This is a genomic window from Enterocloster sp., assembly GCF_057861365.1.
The window spans coordinates 87770-112917 of record NZ_DBMACH010000004.1; the positions used below are offsets into that span (position 1 = coordinate 87770).

Genomic DNA, 25148 nt, shown 5'->3' on the forward strand with positions numbered 1-25148 from the left:
CGGCCTCTTAATTCTTAAAGCTGTGGATAGGAGCAGGAATCCGTCCGCCTCTTGTCACAAACTTCTCGCAGGAAAATGTATTAACGGGAATAATCGGAGCATATCCTAAAAGTCCGCCAAATTCCGCCGTATCTCCTACCTTTTTTCCGATCACAGGGATCAGGCGTACTGCGGTTGTTTTCTGGTTTACCATACCAATGGCAGCCTCATCCGCAATGATGCCGGCAATGGTAGAAGCTGGTGTGTCACCGGGAATGGCGATCATATCGAGGCCTACTGAGCAGACGCAGGTCATGGCCTCCAGCTTCTCAATGGTAAGGGCGCCAAGGCTTACAGCATCGATCATGCCCTGATCCTCACTAACCGGGATAAATGCACCGCTTAAACCGCCTACATAAGAGGACGCCATAACGCCGCCCTTCTTTACCTGATCGTTTAACATGGCAAGAGCCGCTGTGGTGCCAGGAGCGCCTACCCGTTCTAAGCCGATCTCCTCCAGAATTTCTGCCACGCTGTCGCCTACCGCAGGAGTAGGGGCCAGAGAAAGGTCAATGATGCCAAAGGGAATACCCAGACGTCTGGAAGCTTCCTGGGCTACCAGCTGGCCTACGCGGGTGATCTTAAAGGCCGTCTTTTTGATGGTTTCACAGAGCACCTCAAAATTAGCACCTCTCACCCTTTCCAGAGCCACCTTCACAACGCCCGGGCCGCTGACACCTACATTGATAATGGCGTCAGCCTCTGTAACGCCGTGGAATGCACCTGCCATAAAGGGATTATCGTCGGGAGCATTGCAGAATACCACCAGCTTGGCACAGCCTAAGGAGTCATTCTCCTTTGTTGCCTCAGCCGTTTCCGTCACAATCCGTCCCATAAGCTCTACCGCGTCCATATTCAGGCCTGTCTTTGTAGAACCCACGTTGACAGAGCTGCAGATCCGTTCGGTCTGAGCCAGGGCCTGGGGGATAGAAAGGATCAGATTCTTATCTGCTGTGGTCATGCCCTTGCTTACCAGTGCAGAATAGCCGCCGATAAAGTTTACTCCCACTTCCTTTGCCGCCCGGTCAAGAGTCTTTGCAATAGTCACAAAATCCTCCGGCCTTTTGCAGGCTGCACCGCCCACCAGCGCAATAGGGGTAACGGAAATACGCTTATTCACGATGGGAATCCCGAAATCGCGTTCAATATCCTTTCCGGTGGAAACCAGATTCTTTGCCAGAGTGGTGATTTTTGTGTAAATTTTTTCATTCAGAGCATCCAGATCACTGTCCGCACAGTCTAAAAGACTGATACCCATGGTAATCGTGCGGACATCCAGTTTTTCATGCTCAATCATGTTGTTTGTTTCATTTACTTCATAAATATTTATCATAGCCCGTCTGTTCCTTCCCTTTTTTGCGCTTATCAGATTCTGTGCATCTTTGTGAAGATTTCTTCTCTCTGGATCTTAACAGAAACGCCGATTCCCTCTCCCAGCTTTTCAAGCTCCTCTGCCGCCTGTCCGAAGGAACTGTCCAGAGCACTGATGTCCACGATCATCATCATGTTGAAATATCCCTGTACAATGGTCTGGGAAATGTCCAGAATATTGATGCGGTGCTCTGCCAGATAGGTACATACCTTTGCAATAATTCCTACTGTGTCTTTTCCAACTACTGTAATGATTGCTTTGCTCATGCTCATTCTCCTCTTTCATTGTAATGGCTATATTATATATTAAGCTTGCTAATAATAGCAAGAATAATTATAAATAAACAATATCGCTCATCCTGTCTCTAGATGCTACGGAGATAGAAAAATCAGATGCTCCGTAGGGGCAGTCGCCCTCATCAATTTCCAGGCGAACCGTTTCATAAGCCAGCTCCGGATAATTGTTTTCCTTGCTCAGATGGCCTAAAAAGATCTTTTTTAAATGGTCATGGAGGATCCGGTTTAAAAGACGTCCTGCGTTTTCGTTGGACAGATGGCCGTGATCTCCCAGAATCCTGCGTTTTAAAGGATAAGGATAGGGGCCTGTCTCCAGCATCCGGACATCATGATTAGATTCTAAAAGCACTGCGTCAAGGCCCTTAAGGTTCTCTACAATGTATTCATCAAAATGGCCCATGTCCGTGGCCACGGCTACGCATTTTTTCTGATGCTCTACCCGGTATGCAACCGGATCTGCTGCATCATGATCAATTTTAAAGGGATGTATCTTAAGATCTCCCACCATAAAATCCACATCAGGATCAACGGGCTTTAAAAGCTGTCTGTCAAAATTTCCCAGGCTGCTGCAGGAGGCGATTCCCGCCAGAGTCTTTCGCGTACCGTAAATGGGCAGATGATACTTTCTGGAAATCACCCCAAGCCCCCGGATATGATCCGAATGTTCATGGGTGATCAGAATCCCTGCCATATCGCCTCCTGCCAGCCCAAGCTCATTTAACCCTGCCATGATGCGTTTATTGCTGATTCCGGCATCTACCAGGATATGAGTCTGATCGGAGCCGATATAAATACAGTTTCCGCTGCTTCCGCTTGCTATGCTTACCATTCTCATGTATCTATTCCTTCCCGTCCGTGCAGCAGCTCCCTTACCTGCGCGGCTGTACATTCCTGACTGTGGTTGTTATCGATCACCGCATCTGCTAGAGAACGAAACTCTTCATCCGAAGCCTGGCTTTCCATAATTGCCATCGACTTTTCCAAAGAATAGCCCCGGCTTTCCATCAGGCGGGATATACGGTTTTCTTCTGATGTATAAAGATACCACATTTCATCGCACTTGTCACGAAATTCTTTTGAAGGAAGGGCTGTTTCTATGACAACCCTCTCACTGCCGCAGGAATATGCCTCCGTAAGGACCGCGTTCCAGGTCAGCGGATGTGTGATCGCATTTACCTGTTTTCGTTTTTGTGGATCCTTAAAGATCTGCTCTGCCAGTCGGGCCCGGTCAATCCTGCCGTCGGGTCTTAAAATGTCCCGGCCAAAAAGAGCAGATATCTCTTCAAATGCTGCCTCCCCCGGCTCCAAAAGCCTCCTGGCCGTAAGATCGGTCTGAATCACATAAAAACCGTAGTGATCTTTCAAAAGGGTAAGAACCGTGCTCTTTCCCGCCCCCACACCTCCGATCAGGCCAAGGATAAATGTCTGTTTTTCTGCCATCGTCTGTCCTCCTGAATGTTCTATTTGGCATCAAACCAGGAGGCTCCTGTCTGGGCTTCCACCTCCAGAGCGACCTGTAAGCTGGCCGCATGCTTCATGCGGTCTGTCAGAAGATTTTTCACCTCTTCCTCTTCCTCTAACGGAGCTTCGATCAAAAGTTCATCGTGGATCTGCAGGACAATCCGGGAACGCAGCCCTCTTTTCCTTAACTCCCGATCCACATCGATCATGGCAATCTTCATAATATCCGCCGCGGAACCCTGGATGGGGGAATTCATAGCCACACGCTCTCCAAACTGACGCTGCATGAAATTGGATGACTTAAACTCAGGGATGGGCCTGCGCCGTCCGTAAAGGGTAGTCACATAGCCCTGCTCCTTTCCCTGCTTTACCAGACCGTCCAAAAAGGCCTTTACTCCGGGATAGGATTCAAAATATCGTTCAATATACTCCTTTGCTTCCTTTCGGGAGATGCTTAAGTCCTCGCTGAGTCCAAAGGCACTGATGCCGTAAACAATGCCGAAGTTGACCGCCTTGGCGTTGCGCCGCTGAAGAGGCGTCACCTTATCCAGAGGCACATGGAATACCTGGGAAGCCGTAGCTGCGTGGATATCCCTGGATTCTCTGTAAGCCTCGATCAGCCCTGCATCCCCGGACATATGGGCCAGGATACGAAGCTCGATCTGAGAATAATCCGCATCAATAAAAATACAGCCTTCCTTTGGCACAAATACCCGGCGTATCTCCCGTCCGAGTTCCATACGGACGGGTATATTCTGAAGATTGGGTTCTGTACTGCTGATGCGGCCTGTAGCTGTAATGGTCTGGTTAAATTTGCCGTGGATGCGGCCGTCCTCTCTGATAAATCCGGCCAGACCCTCCGCGTAGGTGGAATTTAACTTGGCAAGCTGGCGGTAATCCAGGATTTTCTGCACCACCGGATGGTCTGCCGCCAGCTTTTCCAGCACATCTGCCGCCGTAGAATAGCCCGTCTTTGTCTTTTTTCCACCCGGAAGCTTCATTTCACCAAAGAGAATCTCTCCCAGCTGCTTAGGGGAATTGATATTAAATTCTCTTCCCGTATCCTCATATATTTCTTTTTCCAGACGGGCAATCCCAACCTTTAGCTTGTCTCCGTATTCCTTTAATTTTTCTCTCTGAACCTGTATGCCTTCCTTCTCCATATGATACAGACTGTAAATCAGCGGCATTTCAATCTCTGTGTACAGTGTATACATTTCTTCATCCAAAAGGCGTTTTTTCAAAATCCCTGCGGATTTCCATACCGCATAGGCCATATAGCAGGCACAGTCCGCCGCCTTTTCCTCTTCCTGAACCAGCAGATCACCGATCTGGCCTTTTCCAAGAAGATCCGTCCGGGAAGGCAGGTCTTCTGAAAGGTAATCCTTTGCAAGGGTATCATAATCGTAGGTATCTTTTAAGGGATTTAAAAGATAGCCCGCCACTCCCGCATCATAAACAGGTGCTGAATCTTCCAGTTCCAGCACAGGAAGCATAGCCTTTAAATCCAGAACCCACACCGGATGAGAACCGCCGCAGATTTTTTTTGCCTCCCGGATCAGATCCTTACTGCTTATCTCTTTCCCGGTACGGATACAGTAAATCTCCTTCTCTCCCAGACAAAGCCCCATACCTGCCGCTGCAAAAACCTCGCTTTCTTCTGTTTCATCCGGCTTAAGGCCGCCTGCATCATCGAAAGAAAAGGAAAGCTGTTCTTCTCCTGCACTGCCTTCTTCCTCAGGAAGCACTGCAAAGGCAAAAATCAGCTGCATTCCTGTTACAGCTGCATTCCGGGCCTTTTTTAAGACCGCCTCTGCCTCCTTCCTTCCGGTAATAACCTGAAACTGTTCTTTGATTTCCAGAGGATTTTCCCCTGCCGCATCCGGAGAAAAACGGCTTAAAATGGACTTAAAGCCCATACGCTTCATAAACCGGAACGCCTGAGGGGTGTACAGATTCTCCACCTTTGCATCCTCATAAGAAAATTCCACCGGACAGCGGGTGCAGATAGTGGCAAGCTCCTTGCTCATCTGTGCTAAATCATAATGTTCTCCCAGGGCCTTCTGTGCTCTGGGCGGACGGATCTCCTCCAGATGGGCATAGGCATTTTCAATGGAACCGTAAGACACGATCAAACTGGTCGCCGTCTTTTCTCCAATAGAAGGAACTCCCGGTATATTATCAGAGGAATCGCCCATAAGGGCCTTTACATCAATAAATTCTTCCGGGGAAACCTGATACTCCCGCTTTACATCTTCCGGATAATAATCATGGATCTCTGTCGTTCCCCGGCTGGTTTTGGGAATACGGATCTTAATATGGCTGTCTGCCAGCTGTAAGAGATCCCGGTCTCCCGAAACAACCGATACCTCAGCGCCCTTCTCCTGGCACCGCTTTGCCACGGTTCCCAGAATATCGTCGGCCTCATAGCCGGCCAGAGTCAGGATCGGGATTTCCATGGCGGTCAGTGCTTCTTTTATAAGAGGCACCTGCTCTCTTAACTCTTCGGGCATAGGCTTTCGGGTCCCCTTGTATGCATCAAACATTTTGTGGCGGAAGGTAGGCTCCGGCAGGTCAAAGGCCACTGCCAGATGATCCGCCTTCTCCTCCTCTAAAATCTTCAGCATAATATTTAAAAAGCCGTATACCGCATTGGTATGCAGCCCCTCTGCATTGGTCAGATCCGGTACTCCGTAAAAGGCACGGTTTAATATACTGTGTCCGTCGATCAGTACAAGTTTGTCCATATTTTTTCAATTCCTCCTATTCTAAACGCCAAAGAATCCCCAGATGCGCAGCTGCAGGATCAGAACCAGAAGCACCGACCAGAAGCATAATGTGTTCACTGCATAAACCGCCGTGCGCAGAATATCCAGTGAGTGAATTCTCTGCCTGGACAGCTCCAGGGCTGTTTCCAGAGCGCCCTTTATATTGTACGTTCCGCTTCCCTCATCTAACTGCCTGATCCCCACATCTACGGTAAAATAGATCTCCAGCTCCTCCCTGCACTCCGGGCAGTGATCGATATGCTTTAAAAAGCCTTCCAGCTCCTGATCGGTAATACTTCCATTGATATAGGGCATCACAAGACGCTCCGCTTCCTCACAGGTCATATAAATGGCACCTCCTTTGGGCCGCTGTGAATGTAAATCCATGCTTTATATCATACAATAAAAAAATATGGTTTTCAACCAAAGTCCCCTGCTGCATTTCCAAAAATCCATTCCTGAAAAACAAAAAAGCCTCAAAAGCTGTATTTTCAAGCTTTTAAGACTTTTCATCCTGCCGGCGGCGGGACTTGAACCCGCACGCGGTTACCCGCAACAGATTTTGAGTCTGCATCGTCTGCCATTCCGACACGCCGGCATTGTTTCACAACGGTTGTTATTTTACCATAAACGTCAGATTTTGGCAAGTGCTTTTCTGTTTATTTTTTCTTGTCCCCTGTGCATGCCGCTTCCAGAACAGATGTTTGCGCCTGATTTTTATATTCCTCCACGATCCCGGCCCTGTTTCGTCCGATCACGTTGCTTAACTCCTTTTCTGTAATCATCCCTTTAAAATACATTTTCACCACATCCATGGGACTGGTCCCGACCCTGGCGATCAGTTCAAGGTATGTCATGGCCTTTTTCCTCCTTCTTGCCCCCACTTTCTTTACACGCTCTAATACTATATGCATCAGCCATGAAAAATATGACTGTTTTTTCCTTTCCTTCACGAATTTGTAAGTTTTTCTTCAAACCCTGTCCATGAGTTTCAGGTATAATTATTTTATTACAAATGAAAAAGGAGGACCCTATGGATAAAAGCAAGAAAATAATGATCGGAGCAATCGGCACTGTGGTAGTGGCCGGAGGTGTGATAATCGGACTGATCCTGGGACGTACGCCGCCAAAAGTAGATCTTTCTACCATTCATACAGAAGCATCAACGGAAGCTCCCGCAGAAAACAAACCGCAGGAAACAAAAGCACCTGAAACAGAACCATCAAAGGCACCTGAAGAATCGGTAACCGCCATCTCTGCAAAGGTGATGACCTATACCTCCGGAAAGGTATCCATTGAATATCCGGCGATTGAGCAGATGGAGGATGAGGAAAAGCAGAGCCGGATCAATGAACATTTAAAGGCAAATGCCCTTTCCATTCTGGATGTTTATGAGATCAATGAAAGTGCAGATACCCTTTCTGTTTCCTGCGAAATCATATCCGCCGATCCCAAGCGTCTCACCGCTGTATATACCGGAGAACTGAGCATCGAAGGCGGCGCTCATCCCAGCCGCATTTTTTACACCAATACACTGAATCTGAACCAGATGAAGGATATGGGACTGAATGACTTCACAGACGCCTATACCATGGCAGGCTATGTGCTAAGTGAAGATGTACGTTTTCCAAAGCTGAATGCCGAGGAAACAAGCGCTGCCTTGGAATACCGGAGCACACAGTCTATGGAAGCATTGACCGCTGTTTTTGAAAATGCAGATTTCCCGCTTTCCGGGAAAGAAACCTGGCCGGAATCCTTCAGCTATGAAAAACAGGGCCGGATTTACTTCTCTCTTCCCATCCCCCATGCTCTGGGAGACTATGTGATCGTAGAATTTGATCCGGCCACCAAATAAGCGTTAAACGATAATTCCTTGAGTTTTCCATTGCACCCCGGCCTTTTATCCAGTATAATGAATGTACGTTAAAAAATATACAAAGGAGCACTGCTTTTATGGAACAGATAATGGTTTTTAATCATCCGCTGATTCAGCACAAAATTTCAATCCTGCGCAACAAGAGTACCGGAACGAATGAATTCCGCGCCCTGATCGAAGAGATTGCCATGCTTATGGGATACGAGGCTTTAAGAGATCTTCCTTTAGAGGATGTTGAGGTAGAGACACCTTTAGAGACCTGCATGACGCCTATGATCGCCGGACGCAAGCTGGCTGTAGTTCCCATCCTGCGCGCTGGCCTTGGCATGGTAAACGGCATTCTGGCCCTGGTTCCCAGCGCAAAGATCGGCCATATCGGCCTTTACCGCGACGAGGTAACCCATGAGCCTCATGAGTATTACTGCAAGCTTCCAAGCCCCATTGAGGAGCGCACCATCATTGTCACCGATCCCATGCTGGCAACCGGAGGCTCCGCCGTGTCTGCTGTTGATTTCATCAAACAGCATGGCGGGAAAAAAATCAAATTTATGGCGATCATCGCTGCTCCCGAGGGCTTAGAGCGCCTTCACAAGGCACATCCAGATATCCAGATCTATGTAGGCCATCTGGACCGCTGCCTGAATGAAGATGCCTATATCTGTCCGGGTCTGGGCGATGCAGGCGACCGTATTTTCGGCACAAAATAATCCCGTTCCCATCATAAAAAACCTCCTCTCTTTCACAGGTTTTCCCGGATTGAGAGGAGGTCTTTTTATGCGCATCATGCGTTAAATCTTATCTTCTATTTACTTTACTACCTTTACAGTGCTGCTGGAAGCTGCTGTGCTCTTCTTTGCTCTGGTTCTCTTTGGCTTTGGAGCAGGCTCTTCTGCCTCTGCCTTAACGGCTTCAGCTTCTGCATCTCTGTTTTCCTTTACGATCACATTTTCCTGATTCTTGTAAATGGAATTTGCCGCTACACAGCCTCTTACACTGGAAAGAGGATATACAACGCTGTTTTTTCCGATTACGGTACCCGGATTTAATACGCTGTTGCAGCCAACTTCAACACAGTCTCCTAAGATTGCGCCGAATTTCTTAAATCCAGTCGTCACATCGCCGTCCTCTGCGTGAACCTTTACCAGGCTCTTGTCAGACTTTACATTAGAGGTCACTGCGCCTGCGCCCATATGTGCCTTGTAGCCCAGGATGGAATCGCCTACATAGTTGAAGTGAGGTACCTGAACCTCGTCAAACAGCAGGGCATTCTTTAACTCACAGGAGTTTCCTACTACAGCCTTTTCACCGATGATTACATTGCCTCTTAAAAATGCGTTGTGGCGCACATTGGCTCCCGCACATATGATCATAGGGCCTGTCATCATAATCGTAGGCGCAACCTTTGCAGTTTTATGGATCCAGATATCTTTACCGATCTTCCGATACTCATTTTCAGGAAGAAGGGATCCCAAAGAACGGATGAAATCGCCGATCTCCGGCAGTACCTCCCATGGATATGCGTGATTGTCAAAGATCCTTTCTGCAATGGTATGGCTCATGTCAAAAAGCTCTTTCATCTTCATTTCTTCCAATTTCATTGATCAGTTCTCCTTTTTTGTTTATAAAATACAGCAGCCGCGTCAAAAAGTCCTCTCAGATCGTACTGATTGTTCAGGCGGATCACATTGACGGTTCTTCCTGCTACAAAGCGTTCCAGCTTTTCCATATATTCGCCGGAGGTAATGAAACCCTCGGCTACATAGGTCAATCCCTTTTCCCAGCTGGCTGTAAGCTCCGGATTTAAAAGCTGGCGGATGGAATGATCCACCACATCATACACCATTTCCCCTAAAAGGGACGGCGTGATCACCTGTGTCTTTCCATTTAAAGAAAGATACTGGATACTCACCAGTTTTTTTAAAATCTCCGCGCGGGTGGCGCTGGTACCGATACCGCTTCCCTTGATCTGGGCCCGCAGCTCCTCATCCTCAATGAGCTGGCCCGCATTTTCCATCGCCAGGATCATAGAGCCTGAGGTATATCGCTTGGGAGGTGAGGTTTCCCCTTCCTTCACCCGCAGGTCCGCTACAGTAAGTATATCATTTTTTTTCAAATCTGCAAGCACCTGTAACAGTTCTGTTCTGTCAACTTTTGGGGATTCTGTATTATTTTTATCGGGATTCTCCTCTTTCTGGTCCTCAAAGGTCTCTTCAACCCCTGGTTTTTTTGCCAGATTCACATCCGCCACCTTCAAATATCCGGGCTCGGAAAGCACCTTAAATCCCGCAAAAAAATGCTCCTTTTTCCGCTCCAGCTCCAGGGTATACTTCTGGTAAACGGCAGGCGGATAAAAAATACTTAAAAAACGGCGGCAGATCACCTGATAGACCTTTTCCTGCAAGGGTGTAAGCTGTCTTAAGCTGCCCAGTCCCTGGCCCGTAGGAACGATCGCATAGTGGTCTGTGATCTGTTTGTCGTTGACATACCTGGTTTTTGCCAGGTTCTGCCAGCTGCTTCCCTGCAAAATCTCCTGAACAAAGGCACGCATGGGGCTGTAGCCGGAGAGTCCGCTTATGTTTTTTCGGATCTCTTTTGCTACCGCCGTGGATAAAACCCTGGCATCCGTACGGGGATAGGTAACCATCTTTTTTTCATACAGCTCCTGAACGACCTTCAGCGCTTCATCCGGGCTGATCTTAAACATTTTTGAGCAGTCATTCTGAAGCTCTGCCAGATTGTAAAGAAGCGGCGGATTTTTTGTTTCCTTTTTCTTTTCCTTTGAAACAACGGCAGCTGTAAGCGGTTCCTCTTCCTTTAGATATGCGATCAGTTCTCTGGCCCGTTCTTCCTCCTTAAAGCCGTTGTCCTTATAAAGGCAGGGCGTTCCAAAATATCTGGAACCTTCCACCGCCTTCCATTCAGCCTCCAGCGGAAGGGCTCGGCCATCCTTTGCCACTGCGTCAAAGGTTCCGATCACACGATAAAAGGGAGTCTTTACAAAGCTTCGTATCTCCCTCTCCCTGCGGACAACCATTCCCAGCACACAGGTCATCACACGACCTACGGAAAGAACCGTAAATTTGGTTCCCAGATAGTTTGACATGGCAGGACCGTACCGCAGGGTAAGCACCCGCGAGAAGTTGATCCCCATCAGGTAATCTTCCTTTGCGCGCAGATAGGCAGAAGCAGAAAGATTATCATATTCCGACTCATCCTTTGCTTCCCGGATTCCCCTGAGGATCTCCTCCTCTGTCTGGGAATCGATCCACACACGTTTCTGGCACTTGTCTTTTACTCCTGCCATCTGAGCCACCAGACGGTAGATATATTCTCCTTCCCGCCCGGAGTCCGTGCAGACATAGATCGTATCCACATCCGGACGGTTTAAAAGCCCCTTTACCACTGCAAACTGCCTGGCTACGCCGGGAATAATCTCGTATTTGAATTCCTTCGGCAGAAACGGCAGGGTCTGCAGGCTCCAGCGTTTAAATTTCATGTCATAGGCATCCGGATAGCTCATCGTCACCAGATGGCCCACACACCAGGTTACAATGGCGTCCTCGGATTCAATATATCCGTCTCCCCGCCGTCCCCGGATCTTTAATGCATCTGCAAACTGCTGGGCTACACTGGGCTTTTCCGCGATGTACAATGATTTTGACATGCGATCCCTCATTTTCCTTTTAATATAAATGCCTGCATGCAGGCATATTTATTTAGTATACCATTAAATAGAAAATATAGCAATAATTGAGTAAAAATCTCATGTTAAATTCAACCATTCTTTGTAGTTTTGCAGTTTGCGAGATAAAATCTCGCGATTTTTTTATCTTTGATGGAATCCACACAAATAAAAAGAGCCCTTTGTGAGTTTTTATCTCATCAAAAAGCCCTTTTCTATGTGAATTTTAATATCTGCCTTTTTATTCCGTTTCTGTATAGAACCTATAAACCGTCGTTGTATCGTACACCTCTCCTGCCTTTAAGATCGGGGACGGAAACTCAGGTTTATGACAGGCATCCGGGAAATGCTGGGTTTCAAAACAGAATGCATGGTGTCCCTCATAGCGGACACCGCCTTTTCCGGGAACCGGATCATTCAGGAAATTGGCTGTATAAAGCTGGATACCGGGAAGATCCGTATACGTCTCCATCATACGTCCGCTCTTTGGATCCTTCGCTCTTGCTGCAAGAGATAAAATCCCCGGATCGTGATCTAATACCCAGTTATGGTCATAACCATGTCCCAGGATCAATGCTTCATATGGCTCATCAATATCACGGCCCAGAGGCTTCATTTCCGTAAAGTCCATAGGGGTTCCCTCTACTGGAAGAATCTCTCCGGTAGGAATGGATACCTCATCTGCAGGAGTAAACTTAGAAGCAGCCAGCCATACCTCTTGATCCATAACAGAACCGCCATCATGGCCCGCCAGATTAAAGTAGCAGTGGTTTGTAAAGTTGGCAATGGTATCTGCATCACAGATCATATGGTAATGGATCCGGATGCTGTCATCCTCTGTCAGCGTATAGCTTACCTGGATGGATGCGTTTCCCGGATATCCCTGATCTCCGTCCGGGCTCTTTAAAGAAAAAGTAAGGCAGCTTCCCTCGTCGGTTTCTGCGGCCTCACAGTCCCAAAGGCGTCTGTGATAGAGATCCGGAGCACTGTGAAGATTATTTGGCCCGTTGTTCGCTTCCAGCTTATAGTCCTTTCCGTCAATGGTAATCACTGCCCCCCCGATACGGTTGGCGTTTCTTCCGATAATTGCGCCAAAATGAGGATTGTTGGACAGATACCCCTCCAGGTTATCATATCCCAGGATCACATCTGCTATTTTTCCCTTTTTATCCGGCACATTCATGGTCACCCAGGTTCCTCCAAGGGTGATAAAGTCTGCGCTGACTCCGTGATGATTCGTCAGCGTATACTTATAAACCGTTTCTCCGGACGGCATCACACCGAATGCCTGTTTTGTAATTGCCATAATTGCTATTTACCCCTTCCGTTTATGCAAAGCGCGTCCTTTGCTTATTTTTCCTTAATATATCCCTTTGCAGTCAGAAGCTCTGCGCAGAGAACGGCTCCGCCGGCAGCGCCGCGGACAGTATTATGGGAAAGTCCTACAAATTTATAATCGTAAACCGTATCCTCTCTCAAACGTCCCACAGAAATTCCCATTCCGTTTTCAAAGTCCACATCCAGGCTTACCTGAGGACGGTTATCCTCTTCCATATAACGGATAAACTGAGCAGGGGCACTTGGAAGCTTTAATTCCTGAGGAAGGCCCTTAAAGCTTTCCAGCTTTTCGATCAGTTCTTCCTTTGTAACCTTCTTTTTAAACTTTACAAACACAGCCGCTGTGTGGCCGTTTAATACAGGCACGCGGATGCACTGGCAGGTGATCACAGGAGACTGGGCCTTTACGATCACACCGTCTTCAATATGACCCCAGATACGCAGAGGCTCCTGCTCGCTCTTTTCTTCCTCTCCGCCGATATAGGGGATAATATTTCCTTCCATCTCCGGCCAGTCCTTAAAAGTCTTTCCGGCGCCGGAAATCGCCTGATATGTAGTAGCCACTACCTCATAAGGCTCAAATTCCTTCCAGGCAGTCAGTACGGGAGCATAGCTCTGAATGGAACAGTTGGGCTTAACGGCAATAAAGCCTCTGGTGGTGCCGAGACGCTTTTTCTGAAATTCGATCACATCAAAGTGCTCCGGATTTACCTCCGGGATTACCATAGGAACGTCCGGCGTCCAGCGGTGAGCGCTGTTGTTGGAAACCACAGGTGTCTCCGTTTTGGCATAAGCCTCCTCAATGGCACGGATCTCTTCCTTTGTCATATCCACTGCACTGAATACGAAATCAACGCCTGCAGCTACCTTTTCTACCTCGTTTACGTTCATTACGATCAGGTTTTTTACCGCCTCAGGCATAGGAGTTGTCATCTTCCAGCGGCCTCCTACAGCCTCTTCGTAAGTCTTTCCGGCAGATCTGGGGCTGGCAGCCACTGTCACTACCTCATACCATGGATGATTTTCCAGCAGGGCGATAAACCTCTGCCCTACCATACCTGTTGCGCCTAATATGCCCACTCTTAATTTTCTTTCCATGTCTCGCTCTCCTCGTCTTTCTTTTTCATAATCCTTCCGCTGATGATATGGGAAGCCTCCCCTGTAGGATTATTTCCTATCCTATACCAAAGTAAAGAAAAATGCAACCAGAAATTCGTGTTTTGCGCACATTTGTATTTCTATGGCGTACTTTTTACTTCTTTGTGCCTTTCGCATCCCGCTTAGTGATCCGCATTCCGCTCAAATTGATCTCCCTGTCTTTATAGGTAATGGCATACGGCTCATCGCCCAACAGATAAAGCTGCTCCAGCTCTTCATTTTTGGAAAGCTTTATGCCTCTGACACCTCTGGATGCCTTTTTAAGTACGGAAATGTCCTCCAACGGGAACCTCAGGAAATATCCCCCCGTGGTCTGAAGCACGACGGTAGCTGTCTGCTCCTCTACCAGCGCTACAGACAGGACTTCGTCCCCTTCCTGAAGCTTGGTAGCTGCCACCATGCGGTTATTAGTCTCAAACTCTTCTCCCGGCACCTGCTTTACCATAGCAAGCTTTGTGGCAAACACGAGCTTTCTTCCTTTCAGCTCCTGGGCGCAGGTAAGAAGACAGATCCGGTCTTCTCTTCCATCATATTTGCTCAAGTTTTCAATGGGCACACCCTTATCTCTCAGCTTTCCTGAGGGGATATCCAATGCCTTGATCTGATGCAGTGTTCCTGAGGCCGTAAACAGGCAGATCTTATCCGTATTCAGGCAGCGCTTTACATATACCTGCTCCGTATCCACCGTTTCCTGATTCCGTTCGTAAGTAGACTTATCCAAAAGCTTACAATAGCCGAAACGATCCATCACAAAAACAACCTCCTGAACCGGAACTGCATTCTCCACATAAACTGCCTCTGGGCCATCCTCGATCCGCGTCCGTCTTGGGACTGCAAATTCCTTCCGGATAGCTGCCAGATCGTCCTTGATCACCCGGTTCATCACCCCACGGCTGCCCAGGATCTTTTTGTAGCTTTCAATTCGTTTTAAGGTTTCCTTATGTTCCTTTTCCAGAGCCAGAATTTCCAGACCGATCAGCTTGTACAGCCGCATTTCCAAAATAGCAGACGCCTGGCGCTCTGTAAAGTGGAGCTTCTTTGCCTCCTCCTCAAATCCCGGCATCCGGAAATGGATATTGCTCACATCACCAGATATCAGACAGGCCTTCGCATCCTTTAAGCTTTTAGAACCTCTTAAAATTGCGATAATCAGGTCAATGCAGTCACAGGCGCTTATGAGGCCCTCCTGAATTTCCTTCTTTTCCAGTTCCTTTTCCAGAAGCACATTGTATTTACGCTCCGTATTCTGATACTGGAATTCCAAAAAATTGCGGAGAATCCCCTTTAAATTCAGCGTTTCCGGACGTCCGTCCGCAATAGCCAGCATATTGACTCCAAAGGTATCCTCAAGCTTTGTCTTCTTATATAAAATGTTCTTGATCCGGTCAATATCCGCGTCCTTTCTCAGCTCCAGTACGATACGGATCCCGTCCTTATTGGACTGATTGGAAATATCCACCACATCCGTAAGCTTTTTAGACTCTACCAGATCGGCTACGTCCACCAGAAACTTATTGATACCTGCTCCGATCATGGTATAGGGAATTTCCGTGATCACCAGCTTGTCCTTATCTGCCTTGCGCTTTCCAAGCTCCACCTCAAAACGGCCTCTGAGCTTTATTTTTCCCGTTCCGCTTTCATAGATTTCCGGAAGGTCGCTCTTATTTGCGATAATGCCTCCGGTGGGGAAATCCGGCCCCGGCATATGCTCCATCAGCTCTGCCGCAGTGATTGCGGGATTGTCAATATAGGCAGTTACCGCATCAATTACCTCTCCCAGATTGTGAGGGGGGATACTGGTGCTCATGCCCACCGCAATTCCCTCAGCTCCGTTTACCAGAAGGTTCGGCACCCGGACGGGAAGAACCTCCGGCTCCTTCTCCGTTTCATCATAATTGGGAACGAAATTTACGGTCTTATCCAAATCCTTTAAATAGACCTCCTGGGCAAATTTCTCCAGCCTTGCCTCCGTGTATCGCATAGCCGCCGCTCCATCACCCTCAATAGAGCCGAAATTGCCATGGCCGTCTACCAGAGCCATTCCCTTTTTAAATTCCTGGCTCATAACTACCAGCGTATCATAGATAGAACTGTCGCCGTGGGGATGGTATTTACCCATGGTATCGCCTACGATACGGGCGGATTTCCTGTGGGGCTTGTCGTAATCCAGGCGCAGCTGGCTCATATCATAGAGCACCCGGCGCTGAACGGGCTTTAAGCCGTCCCTGGCGTCGGGAATCGCTCTTGCAGTAATGACGCTCATGGAATAATTCATGTAGCTGCGCTGCATTTCCTCGCTGTATTCTGTCCGTAATATCTTTTCTGCCATTTTGTCCTCTCCTGTTATGCGTCGATCTCAGCCTCATCGGCGTGCTCATAGATAAACTGGCGGCGGGGGCCTACCTCGCTGCCCATCAGCATCTCCGTCACCTCAGAAGCCAGTCTTGCGTCCTCGATCTCAACCCGCTTTAATACCCGGCGTTCCGGATCCAGGGTCGTTTCCCAGAGCTGCTCCGCATCCATTTCACCAAGACCCTTATAGCGCTGCAGGGTAAAATCACCCTTGTGGGTCCTGCGGTAACGTTCCAGCTCCTTTTCATCATACAGATACTGCTCCTCCCCCTTTTTGGGGATTACCTTAAACAGAGGCGGCATGGCAATATACACATGGCCGTCATAGATCAGCTCCGGCATAAACCGGTATAAAAAGGTAAGAAGCAGCGTATCAATATGGCTTCCGTCCACATCCGCATCCGTCATGAGGATAATCTTGTCATAGCGCAGCTTCGTGATATCAAAATCATTTCCATAACCCTCTGAAAAGCCGCAGCCAAAGGAATTGATCATGGTCTTGATCTCCGCATTTGCCAGCACCTTATCCATAGAAGCCTTTTCTACATTTAAAATCTTTCCGCGGATAGGCAGAATGGCCTGATACTGCCGGTTTCTGGCTGTCTTTGCAGAGCCGCCGGCAGAATCTCCCTCTACGATAAAAATTTCACATTTGGAAGCGTCCCGGCTCTCGCAGTTTGCAAGCTTTCCGTTGCTGTCAAAAGAAAAACGGGATTTGGTCAGCATATTTGTCTTTGCCTTTTCCTCAGCCCTGCGGATCTTTGCAGACTTTTCCGCACAGCCGATCACTCCCTTTAAGACCTCCACATTCCGGTCAAAGTACAGCTGCAGCTCATCTCCCGCTACGGTAAATACTGCCTTGGTAGCGTCTGCGCTTGCCAGCTTTGTCTTGGTCTGTCCCTCAAAGATAGGGTCCGGATGCTTCACTGCGATCACAGCTGTCATACCGTTTCGGGTGTCCGCTCCCGTAAAGTTAGGATCTTTTTCCTTTAAAATACCAAGCTCTCTGGCATAAGAATTAATCATAGCAGTAAAACGGGTTTTAAAGCCTGCCAGATGGGTGCCGCCCTCCTGGGTGAAAATATTATTACAGAAGCCAAGGATATTCTCCTCGAAGGTATCTACAAACTGGATAGCTGCCTCAACCTCTACCCGGTCTACCTCTCCTTTAAAATAAATGGGCTCATGAACGGGAGTTTTTCCTGAATTTAATTCTTTCACATAAGAAATAATTCCCTCCGGCTCATGGTAAGTAATGGCTTCCTCTTCTCCACTCCGGTGATTCTCATAAAAAATCGTCAGATTGGGGTTCAGATAGGCTGTCTCATGGAGACGGCTTTTCAGCCAGTCTGCCTTAAAGCGTGTCTTTTCAAAGATTTCTCCATCCGGAAGAAAATTGATCTGGGTGCCGCTTTCCCTGCTCTTTCCCACAACCGGAAGAAGGCCCTGCTCCAGCTCAACCACCGGACGGCCCTTCTCATAGGCATCATGATAGACCAGACCGCCCCGGCTGATCTTTACATCCATATATTCCGAAAGGGCATTTACCACAGAGGAGCCTACGCCGTGAAGACCGCCGCTGGTTTTATATGCCTCATTGTCAAACTTGCCGCCCGCATGAAGGGTGGAAAGAACGATTCTGGCTGCCGAAACGCCTTTCTGGTGCATTTCCACCGGAATCCCTCGTCCATTGTCCTTTACAGTGCAGGAACCGTCCTTTTCCAGTTTCACCCAGATCTTAGAGCAAAAGCCAGCCAGATGCTCGTCCACTGCATTATCTACAATCTCATAGATCAGATGGTTCAGTCCCTTGGTACCAACGCCACCTATGTACATACCCGGCCGCTTGCGGACGGCCTCCAGGCCCTCTAAGACGGTAATACTGTCCGCATTATATTGTTCTGTTGCCATTCTTATCCTCCATATTCATGAAGCACGCCCCTTAAAAATTAAGGAGCGCGCCGGTTTGTCTCATAGTATTAAATCATATTTGAATGATTTTTTCAAGTTCATTGGGCCTCAAGCTTCTTTTCCAGCTCTTCTGCAAGGCGTTTCAGCTCCGGCCCCGGAGGATGCATATCAAAATCAAGGTGTGCTAAAAGCTCCCGGACGCGGTCCGGGCGGCCGCCGATCACAAGATCAAGATCCATAACAAGGCAGTCTCTTTCCTGTTTCTCTTTTTCACAGATATCCTTTTTGTACATAACATTTCCCTTCTGAAAAATTATTCTTTTATAAAAAGAATGGCCGGATCTATTCCTGATTATACCTCTGGCTGAATCCGGAAATAAAAACTTGTATTTTTAGAAAAAGTCTGCTAATATGGAACATCCGCGGCTAAAAATACAGGAGGATACGATTCAATGAAACAAACAATGAATGAAACAAAACCAAGCGGCTGGCAGAGACGGACAATCCTGTTTCTGACCAGCCAGTGCATTACCCTATTTGGTTCCACCCTGGTACAGATGGCCGTGGTCTGGTACGCCACCATGGAAACGGCAAGCGGAGCCTGGGTTGCAGCATTTACAGTGTGCTCCTATCTGCCCCAGTTTCTCATCTCCTTTTCAGGAGGCGTATGGGCGGACCGGTACAGCAGAAAACTGCTGATCGCAGGAGCAGATGCCCTTACGGCGCTGGCTACTCTGGCCATGCTGCTTGCAGTCCCGCACATCACCTCCAAACCGCTTTTTCTTGGAGGGCTTCTTTTAATGTCTGTCATCCGTTCCCTTGGAGCCGGCATACAGACCCCTGCTGTCAATGCAGTCATTCCTCAGCTGGTACCAGAGGAGCACCTGATGCGCTGCAACGGAATCAATGCAGCCATGCAGTCTGCGGTACAATTTGCCGCTCCTGCTGCCGCCGGAGCCATCTTTGCAGTCAGCACCCTGGATACAACCCTGATGATCGATATTGTGACTGCCATTTTGGGAATCGGCCTTTTATCCTGCCTGTCCATTCCCTCCTGTAAAAGCCAGGGACAGTGTTCCTCATTTATTCAGGATATGAAGGCCGGAGTGAACTATGCCTTTTCCCACCGTACTATCGGAAGGCTTCTGATCCTATATGGGCTTTTTACCTTCCTGTGCGTTCCTGCGGGCTTCCTGGCCGGACTTTTTGTGCGCAGAAGCTTTGGGGATACCTACTGGTACCTTACCGCCGTGGAGGTGATCGGCTTTGGAGGAATGATCCTGGGCGGGATCCTGATAAGCCTTAAAAATAACGGTCAAAGCAAAACCCGCCTTTTATCATGGGGGCTTTTCAGCTTTGGAGCCTTTGCTGTTGGGATGGGACTGTCTGCTTATTTTATTCCCTATCTTATCATGATGTTTTTCTATGGGATTGCTTTGACCGTGGTGCAAACCTCCATCACCACGCTTATCCAGGAACACACAGACGTCTCCATGCAGGGCCGTGTATTCGGTCTTTTGGGAACCATGTATTCCGGCTTTCTTCCCCTGGGAATGGCCCTCTTTGGTCCCATGGCAGACGCTTTCCCCCTTTCCTGGATCATGGTCGGATCCGGCGGCGCTCTGATACTTATGGGATTATATTCTAAATTGTTATAAAATTATAAATTTTTCCAAAAATTCTCTTGCAAAAACCGTTTGGGGCTGATATAATGATTCTATCACGCAGATGTAGTTCATCGGTAGAATATCAGCTTCCCAAGCTGAGGAGGCGGGTTCGATTCCCGTCATCTGCTCTATTTAAAGCCTGGATTATCGTTTTGAACGGTTTTCTGGGTTTTTGTATTCTCATTGATAATAAAATGATACTATTAACTTCATTATCACATGCTTCTATTTTCGAATATTTGATGCTTATATGAATAAACTAATACTACCACTAAAAACAGCTTGACTTTCTGAAGTCAACCCCATATACTATCTTTAGTGGTTGTGCTGCGGATGCTTGAGGGGCCCGTAGCCGGAGGAGCTCATGCGTGGGCTCCTTTTTACTATACAGGAGTAACATATGGAGAAAAAATTTCTTACATACGACCAGCAAATTGAAAAATTACAAAACGAAAAACAATTAACCATTTCAGATGTCCCAACTGCAATCCATACGCTGGAACATATCAGCTACTATTCTTTGATTAGCGGATACAAAAATCCATTTAAACATAAGCCTTCAGGAAACTACTTATATGGTGTTACCTTTGAAGAAATTGTTGCTTTTTATTATTTTGATGAAAAGTTACGGACTTTATTTTTAAAGTATATTCTTCATGTGGAACGGCATCTGAAGTCTTTGATTTCCTATCATTTCTGTGAAAAATTCGGTGAAAATCAGGCAGAATATCTAAATCCTGCAAATTTTAATTCTGCAAAGAAGAACCAAAAAGCGGTCAACCGCCTGATCCATTCCTTGCAAAACTGTATTTCTATGCCTTCTCATTACAACTATATTACTCATTATTCCAGAATATATGGCAATATTCCTCTCTGGGTTGCAATGAATGCTGTTACGTTTGGACAGCTCTCTGCCTTTTATCAATACATGCCGAATGATATTCAAGTAAAAGTCAGCAAACATTTTTCAGGCTATACAGAAAAGCAGTTGCATCAATTTATCACTATTATTGCAAAATGCCGAAATGTATGTGCTCACGGAGAACGGCTGTATGATTTCCGAACTCAAGATACAATTCCAGATACACTCCTGCATCAAAAACTCTCTATTCCGCTAAAAAAGGGAAATTATACGCTTGGTAAACACGATTTATTTGCCGTTGTTCTTTCATTAAGATATCTCATCAGCAATGATGATTTTAAATCTTTTAAAGGTTCTCTTATCCAATTGATTAAGAAAGCACGAAAGCAGTGTCCACATCTGACACAGGCTCAATTATTAAAACAAATGGGATTTCCTGAAAAATGGGAAAATATTTGCAGATACAAATTATATTAAAACCATGCAGAAAAATACAGCCCGACAGGAAATCCCCCGCCGGGCTGCATCTTTCTTTTTAAGGAGTTTTACTTACCTGCCATCTGGCGCTCCTGGGCCTCGATCATCTTTTTGACCATATAGCCGCCTACGGAACCGTTCTGTGCGGAAGTCAGGTTGCCGTTGTAGCCGTTGCTTAACGGTACTCCCAGCTCGCTTGCGACCTCCATCTTAAAGCGATCCATTGCTTCCTTTGCCTCAGGTACGTTTGTTTTGTTTGTGTTGTTAGACATAATAAAACGCCTCCTTATAACAGATCTGCTCCTGCGGTTTTTGTTCCGCTTGAAGCTTGTTTGTTGTTACGTTGTTATTATGTGATTTTCTGAACATAATACACTAGAATGTTTTGCGTAAAATGTCAAAATATAGAAAATATCTGTCTATTCCACCACAACTACTTTTCCGATCCGCTGTTTTTCTGCTTTTACATCATCTGCATATCCCAAAGCAGCCATTCCATATACGATATGATCTGCCGGAATGCCAAAATCATTTAAAATTTCACGAATGGAAGGCTCATCGCAGATTCCCTGAAGCTGATTGATCCACACAGAGCCAATCCCAAGAGAATGAGCGGCCAGAAAGATATTTTCCATAGCGCAGGCATTGTCCTCTTTTCCATGAGGATTATCCCTCTGATTGGAAGGGATGATCAAAATCTCCGGCTGGTACATATCATAATTTTCCCGGCCCAGTATCTTCCCTGCGGCCTCTGCCAGCCTCTGCACCTTTTTTCTGTTCTTTACCACGGTAAACTGCCAGGTCTGCTTTCCCATTCCGCTGGGAGCATGGAGAGCCGCCTTAAGGATCTGATCCAGATCTGTCTGCGGAATCTCCTGAACCTTAAACTTTCTTGTACTTCTTCTCGTAAGGATTGTCTGCATTGTTTCGTTCATCTTCACCGTCTCCTTTTTAAAGATTTAAATGTTCCTCCCTGTCTCCAAGGTACTGCTCAATTTTCTGCTTAAGCTCCCTGTATTCCTCCCCTTCAAGACCGGGATCCTGATCCAGTATCGCATTTACTTCCTCTGATACCTGTTTTAGAAGATTGGCATCCGTAAAGATATCTGCCAGTTTAAACTCCAGCTCCCCGCTCTGGCGTACGCCGAAGATATCTCCCGGCCCGCGAAGCTTTAAATCTTCAGAAGCAATATAAAAACCGTCATTGGAACGGTTCATAATATCCAGCCGTTCCATGGTATCCTTACCGCCGTTTCCATTCACCATAATACAGTAGGACTGGGCTTTCCCACGGCCCACGCGGCCCCGGAGCTGATGAAGCTGGGCCAGTCCGAAGCGCTCTGCATTTTCAATCATCATGACAGTGGCATTGGGGACATTCACCCCAACCTCTATGACAGTGGTAGATACCAGCACATCAATCTCTCCGGCAGCAAAGCGTTCCATGATCTTATTCTTCTCTTTTGCCTTCATTTTTCCGTGGAGATATTCAACAGAAATTGATTCAGGAAATGCTTTTTTCAGCGTTTTCGTGTAATCCACCACATTTTCCGCCTCGATCATCTCACTTGGCTCTACCATGGGACAGATCACATATGCCTGATGGCCCATTTCCACCTGCTTCTGGATAAATGCATATGCCTTTGGCCGGTAACTGATATCCACCACGCAGTTTTTAATTTCCTGCCGTCCCGCAGGCAGTTCGTCGATCACGGAAATATCCAGATCCCCATAAAGGATAATTGCCAGAGTTCTTGGAATGGGGGTTGCGCTCATAACAAGTACATGGGGCGTATTTCCCTTGTTGCTTAAAAGCTCTCTCTGGCCCACACCGAACCGGTGCTGCTCATCCGTAATCACTAACGCCAGACGGTCATAGACCACCTTTTCCTGGATCAGCGCATGGGTTCCCACGATAATATCCGCCTCATGGGAAGCGATTTTTTCATAAGCCAGCCGCTTTTCCTTTGCAGTCATGGAGCCGGTAACAAGCACAGGAACTTTGTCAATTCCATTTTCCGTAAACAGCTTTTGCATGGATTCAAAATGCTGTCTGGCAAGCACCTCTGTAGGTACCATAAGAGCTCCCTGGCAGCCGTTATAAGCAGCCTGCAAAAGGGCAAGTATGGCAATAATGGTCTTTCCGGAGCCTACATCTCCCTGTATCAGCCGGTTCATCACCCGGCCTCCCGCCATATCAGAAAATACCTCTTTTAAAGTCCTCTCCTGAGCTCCTGTAAGGGCATAGGGAAGCCTTTCCCTGAGTTTTAAAACCTCCGGGCATTCCTTTAAGCCCCAGGAAGACATTTCTTTTTCCCTGTGCTCCTTCAGCCGTCTGACGCCTACAAGAAACATGAAAAATTCATCAAACACAAGGCGGCGTCTTGCAAAAAGAAGCTCCTTTTCATCAGATGGAAAATGAATATGCTCCAGCGCATAGTTAATCTCTGCCAGCTCGTATTTTCTGCGGAGAACGGCCGGCATATATTCCCGTTCCAGCCGGCGCATTTCAAGCGCCTGTTTCTGGGCCTTCACAATGGTTTTATTGCTCAGCCCCCTGGTCTGCCCGTATACCGGCTGCATGGAATGCTCCAGCGCATCATAGGCCTCTCTGGTAAAAACCTCCGGCTGTTCCATCATCAGGCGGCCCCGTTTTTTTACCACCCGCCCCCGGAATACATACATCTGGCCGCTTTTTACATTTGCCCGCATATAGGGCATATTAAACCAGGCAAGCTGCAGTGTTCCTGTCAGATCACGGATCACCGCCGATACCATCTGCACCTTTCCGGTGCGCAGAAGATCCGGCGGCTTTGAAAGCACAGAAGCCACGCTCATTACGGTCTGTTCCTTTAACTGTCCAATGGGAACCGGTTCTTCATAGGTCTCATACGCTCTCGGATAATAGGAAAGGAGGTCATCAATGGTGATGACCCCTAGCTTTTCAAACAATTTTCCTGTTTTCTCTCCAATTCCCTTTAAAGCGCTTACAGGCTGATGGCCGCTCATGATTTTTCCTGCTCAAGGGCATTTAATCCCAGGCGGATCGCGCCCATAATTCCCTGATCGTCATTTAAGCTTGCAGGAACAATGTAATTGTCAATATCATCCAGCTCTTTGGAGCAGATATAGCCGTTTACAAGCTCCTTTACCTTCCTTCGGATTAACGGGAACAGCTGCTCCTGATGCATAACGCCGCCGCCCAGGATGATCTTCTGGGGCGACAAAATCATAATATAATTTGCCAGAGCCTGAGCAATATAGAAGCTTTCAAGCTCCCATACCTCAGACTGCTCCTTTAAATCAACTGCCTTTTTTCCCCATCTGGCTTCAATGGAAGGGCCGCTGGCAAAGCCCTCAAAGCAGTTTGGATGGCTGGGGCAGACTCCTCCCTTTGTATCTTCGGGATGGCGGTTTAACAGGATATGGCCTCCCTCCGGATGAAGCATCCCGTGGAGAAGACCTCCATTTACCCACACGCCTACGCCGACTCCCGTTCCGATGGTAATATAAATCACACTGTTTAGGCCTTTGGCGCAGCCATAGGTCACTTCTCCCAGACAGGAGCCGTTTACGTCCGTATCAATGGCCATGGGAACCTTAAGCCCTTTTTTCAGGCTACCCAGAAGATCCTTATTTCTCCAGGCCAGCTTAGGAGTTTCCAGTATATATCCGTAGTTTTCAGAAGCAGGATCCACTCCCACCGGGCCAAAGGCTCCGATGCCAAGGGCTTCGATCTCCTTATCCTTAAAATACTCAATGATCTTTGGAATGGTTTCCTCCGGTGTTGTGGTTGGAATGGAGATCTGGTCTATAATACTCCCGTCTTCCCTTCCCAAGGCGCAGACCATCTTGGTTCCCCCTGCTTCCAGTGCTCCGATTATCATTT

22 protein-coding genes and 2 tRNA genes are annotated in these 25148 nt (G+C 47.5%); 5 read left to right on the plus strand and 19 right to left on the minus strand.

From position 1 onward, the window contains the following. Window positions 1–7 precede the first annotated feature (7 nt). From ACZM6M_RS05770 to ACZM6M_RS05805, 8 genes are all read right to left on the minus strand, one after another. Entirely contained in the window at window positions 8–1372 is a 1365-nt protein-coding gene (locus tag ACZM6M_RS05770; protein WP_066548672.1) for a PFL family protein, read from the minus strand. 32 nt (window positions 1373–1404) lie between these two features. Beyond that, window positions 1405–1677, minus strand: a complete 273-nt coding sequence (locus tag ACZM6M_RS05775) for an ACT domain-containing protein (RefSeq protein WP_066548675.1) — start codon at window positions 1675–1677, stop codon at window positions 1405–1407. Between the two features lie 67 nt (window positions 1678–1744). Beyond that, a complete protein-coding gene (locus ACZM6M_RS05780; protein WP_066548678.1) occupies window positions 1745–2542 on the minus strand; it encodes an MBL fold metallo-hydrolase in 798 nt (265 codons plus the stop codon). Next, complete coding sequence (coaE, locus tag ACZM6M_RS05785; protein ID WP_418496793.1) at window positions 2539–3147, minus strand: dephospho-CoA kinase; 609 nt, start codon at window positions 3145–3147, stop codon at window positions 2539–2541. The genes ACZM6M_RS05780 and coaE overlap by 4 nt, the downstream gene beginning before the upstream one ends. A 20-nt stretch (window positions 3148–3167) precedes the next feature. Beyond that, window positions 3168–5915, minus strand: coding sequence for a DNA polymerase I (gene polA, locus ACZM6M_RS05790; protein WP_418763334.1), 2748 nt, complete (start codon window positions 5913–5915; stop codon window positions 3168–3170). Window positions 5916–5936: 21 nt separating this feature from the next. Continuing rightward, entirely contained in the window at window positions 5937–6281 is a 345-nt protein-coding gene (locus tag ACZM6M_RS05795; RefSeq protein WP_066548690.1) for an anti-sigma factor family protein, read from the minus strand. Between the two features lie 170 nt (window positions 6282–6451). Beyond that, window positions 6452–6534, minus strand: a tRNA-Leu gene (locus ACZM6M_RS05800). Window positions 6535–6595: 61 nt separating this feature from the next. Continuing rightward, window positions 6596–6793, minus strand: a complete 198-nt coding sequence (locus ACZM6M_RS05805) for a hypothetical protein (protein WP_317439486.1) — start codon at window positions 6791–6793, stop codon at window positions 6596–6598. Between the two features lie 176 nt (window positions 6794–6969). Between ACZM6M_RS05805 and ACZM6M_RS05810 the strand changes: the two genes are divergently transcribed. Both ACZM6M_RS05810 and upp read left to right on the plus strand, forming a co-directional pair. After that, a complete protein-coding gene (locus tag ACZM6M_RS05810) occupies window positions 6970–7791 on the plus strand; it encodes a polysaccharide deacetylase family protein (RefSeq protein ID WP_489489905.1) in 822 nt (273 codons plus the stop codon). A 98-nt stretch (window positions 7792–7889) separates the two neighbouring features. Continuing rightward, window positions 7890–8519 carry a uracil phosphoribosyltransferase gene (gene upp, locus ACZM6M_RS05815; RefSeq protein WP_066548698.1) on the plus strand — a complete coding sequence of 210 codons (630 nt, stop codon included), beginning with the start codon at window positions 7890–7892 and terminating at the stop codon, window positions 8517–8519. A 99-nt stretch (window positions 8520–8618) separates the two neighbouring features. On the opposite strand, the gene ACZM6M_RS05820 is transcribed toward upp, so the two are convergent. The 7 genes from ACZM6M_RS05820 to ACZM6M_RS05850 form a co-directional block, all read right to left on the minus strand. Continuing rightward, on the minus strand, window positions 8619–9410 hold the full coding sequence (locus tag ACZM6M_RS05820) for an acyltransferase (protein WP_296038206.1): 792 nt from the start codon (window positions 9408–9410) through the stop codon (window positions 8619–8621). Continuing rightward, the gene (locus ACZM6M_RS05825) at window positions 9407–11476 is read right to left on the minus strand and encodes a DNA topoisomerase (protein WP_489489907.1); all 2070 of its coding nucleotides are present in this window, start codon (window positions 11474–11476) and stop codon (window positions 9407–9409) included. The genes ACZM6M_RS05820 and ACZM6M_RS05825 overlap by 4 nt, the downstream gene beginning before the upstream one ends. Before the next feature lie 259 nt (window positions 11477–11735). Next, entirely contained in the window at window positions 11736–12800 is a 1065-nt protein-coding gene (locus ACZM6M_RS05830; protein ID WP_489489908.1) for an aldose epimerase family protein, read from the minus strand. Between the two features lie 44 nt (window positions 12801–12844). Next, window positions 12845–13930: an aspartate-semialdehyde dehydrogenase gene (gene asd / locus ACZM6M_RS05835; protein WP_296038214.1), complete on the minus strand. Its 1086-nt coding sequence runs from the start codon at window positions 13928–13930 to the stop codon at window positions 12845–12847. A gap of 154 nt (window positions 13931–14084) precedes the next feature. After that, the gene (locus ACZM6M_RS05840; RefSeq protein WP_317439481.1) at window positions 14085–16319 is read right to left on the minus strand and encodes a DNA gyrase/topoisomerase IV subunit A; all 2235 of its coding nucleotides are present in this window, start codon (window positions 16317–16319) and stop codon (window positions 14085–14087) included. Between the two features lie 14 nt (window positions 16320–16333). Next, entirely contained in the window at window positions 16334–18253 is a 1920-nt protein-coding gene (locus ACZM6M_RS05845; protein ID WP_066548722.1) for a DNA gyrase/topoisomerase IV subunit B, read from the minus strand. 98 nt (window positions 18254–18351) lie between these two features. After that, complete coding sequence (locus tag ACZM6M_RS05850; protein WP_066548724.1) at window positions 18352–18546, minus strand: hypothetical protein; 195 nt, start codon at window positions 18544–18546, stop codon at window positions 18352–18354. Window positions 18547–18705: 159 nt separating this feature from the next. Here ACZM6M_RS05850 and ACZM6M_RS05855 point away from each other — a divergent pair, with 159 nt between their 5' ends. From ACZM6M_RS05855 to ACZM6M_RS05865, 3 genes are all read left to right on the plus strand, one after another. Then, complete coding sequence (locus tag ACZM6M_RS05855; RefSeq protein ID WP_337433276.1) at window positions 18706–19911, plus strand: MFS transporter; 1206 nt, start codon at window positions 18706–18708, stop codon at window positions 19909–19911. Between the two features lie 66 nt (window positions 19912–19977). Next, window positions 19978–20048: transfer RNA gene (locus ACZM6M_RS05860), tRNA-Gly, on the plus strand. A 272-nt stretch (window positions 20049–20320) separates the two neighbouring features. Next, window positions 20321–21259 (plus strand): Abi family protein, encoded by a 939-nt coding sequence (locus ACZM6M_RS05865; protein ID WP_337932536.1) that lies wholly within the window; start codon window positions 20321–20323, stop codon window positions 21257–21259. A 68-nt stretch (window positions 21260–21327) separates the two neighbouring features. Here the strand turns inward: ACZM6M_RS05865 and ACZM6M_RS05870 are convergent, their stop codons facing one another. The 4 genes from ACZM6M_RS05870 to ACZM6M_RS05885 all read right to left on the minus strand — a co-directional run bounded on the left by ACZM6M_RS05870 (window position 21328) and on the right by ACZM6M_RS05885 (window position 25146). Then, a complete protein-coding gene (locus ACZM6M_RS05870) occupies window positions 21328–21531 on the minus strand; it encodes an alpha/beta-type small acid-soluble spore protein (RefSeq protein WP_066548732.1) in 204 nt (67 codons plus the stop codon). A 147-nt stretch (window positions 21532–21678) separates the two neighbouring features. Then, a complete protein-coding gene (locus tag ACZM6M_RS05875; protein WP_337932533.1) occupies window positions 21679–22194 on the minus strand; it encodes a nitroreductase family protein in 516 nt (171 codons plus the stop codon). 16 nt (window positions 22195–22210) lie between these two features. Continuing rightward, window positions 22211–24268, minus strand: coding sequence for an ATP-dependent DNA helicase RecG (gene recG / locus ACZM6M_RS05880; RefSeq protein WP_489489912.1), 2058 nt, complete (start codon window positions 24266–24268; stop codon window positions 22211–22213). Next, window positions 24265–25146, minus strand: coding sequence for an ROK family protein (locus ACZM6M_RS05885; RefSeq protein ID WP_317439629.1), 882 nt, complete (start codon window positions 25144–25146; stop codon window positions 24265–24267). Before ACZM6M_RS05885 ends, recG begins: the two co-directional genes overlap by 4 nt. Window positions 25147–25148 lie beyond the last annotated feature (2 nt).

Bases quoted from the DNA above. Each gene is read 5' to 3' on its own strand.
- ACZM6M_RS05795 (WP_066548690.1), bottom strand. From the start codon at position 6,281: ATGACCTGTGAGGAAGCGGAGCGTCTTGTGATGCCCTATATCAATGGA.
- polA (WP_418763334.1), bottom strand. From the start codon at position 5,915: ATGGACAAACTTGTACTGATCGACGGACACAGTATATTAAACCGTGCC.
- ACZM6M_RS05850 (WP_066548724.1), bottom strand. From the start codon at position 18,546: ATGTACAAAAAGGATATCTGTGAAAAAGAGAAACAGGAAAGAGACTGC.
- ACZM6M_RS05770 (WP_066548672.1), bottom strand. From the start codon at position 1,372: ATGATAAATATTTATGAAGTAAATGAAACAAACAACATGATTGAGCAT.
- ACZM6M_RS05820 (WP_296038206.1), bottom strand. From the start codon at position 9,410: ATGAAATTGGAAGAAATGAAGATGAAAGAGCTTTTTGACATGAGCCAT.
- ACZM6M_RS05830 (WP_489489908.1), bottom strand. From the start codon at position 12,800: ATGGCAATTACAAAACAGGCATTCGGTGTGATGCCGTCCGGAGAAACG.
- ACZM6M_RS05840 (WP_317439481.1), bottom strand. From the start codon at position 16,319: ATGGCAGAAAAGATATTACGGACAGAATACAGCGAGGAAATGCAGCGC.
- coaE (WP_418496793.1), bottom strand. From the start codon at position 3,147: ATGGCAGAAAAACAGACATTTATCCTTGGCCTGATCGGAGGTGTGGGG.
- ACZM6M_RS05875 (WP_337932533.1), bottom strand. From the start codon at position 22,194: ATGAACGAAACAATGCAGACAATCCTTACGAGAAGAAGTACAAGAAAG.
- ACZM6M_RS05885 (WP_317439629.1), bottom strand. From the start codon at position 25,146: ATGATAATCGGAGCACTGGAAGCAGGGGGAACCAAGATGGTCTGCGCC.
- ACZM6M_RS05810 (WP_489489905.1), top strand. From the start codon at position 6,970: ATGGATAAAAGCAAGAAAATAATGATCGGAGCAATCGGCACTGTGGTA.
- ACZM6M_RS05870 (WP_066548732.1), bottom strand. From the start codon at position 21,531: ATGTCTAACAACACAAACAAAACAAACGTACCTGAGGCAAAGGAAGCA.
- ACZM6M_RS05775 (WP_066548675.1), bottom strand. From the start codon at position 1,677: ATGAGCAAAGCAATCATTACAGTAGTTGGAAAAGACACAGTAGGAATT.
- asd (WP_296038214.1), bottom strand. From the start codon at position 13,930: ATGGAAAGAAAATTAAGAGTGGGCATATTAGGCGCAACAGGTATGGTA.
- ACZM6M_RS05845 (WP_066548722.1), bottom strand. From the start codon at position 18,253: ATGGCAACAGAACAATATAATGCGGACAGTATTACCGTCTTAGAGGGC.
- ACZM6M_RS05780 (WP_066548678.1), bottom strand. From the start codon at position 2,542: ATGAGAATGGTAAGCATAGCAAGCGGAAGCAGCGGAAACTGTATTTAT.
- upp (WP_066548698.1), top strand. From the start codon at position 7,890: ATGGAACAGATAATGGTTTTTAATCATCCGCTGATTCAGCACAAAATT.
- ACZM6M_RS05855 (WP_337433276.1), top strand. From the start codon at position 18,706: ATGAAACAAACAATGAATGAAACAAAACCAAGCGGCTGGCAGAGACGG.
- ACZM6M_RS05825 (WP_489489907.1), bottom strand. From the start codon at position 11,476: ATGTCAAAATCATTGTACATCGCGGAAAAGCCCAGTGTAGCCCAGCAG.
- ACZM6M_RS05805 (WP_317439486.1), bottom strand. From the start codon at position 6,793: ATGACATACCTTGAACTGATCGCCAGGGTCGGGACCAGTCCCATGGAT.
- ACZM6M_RS05865 (WP_337932536.1), top strand. From the start codon at position 20,321: ATGGAGAAAAAATTTCTTACATACGACCAGCAAATTGAAAAATTACAA.
- recG (WP_489489912.1), bottom strand. From the start codon at position 24,268: ATGAGCGGCCATCAGCCTGTAAGCGCTTTAAAGGGAATTGGAGAGAAA.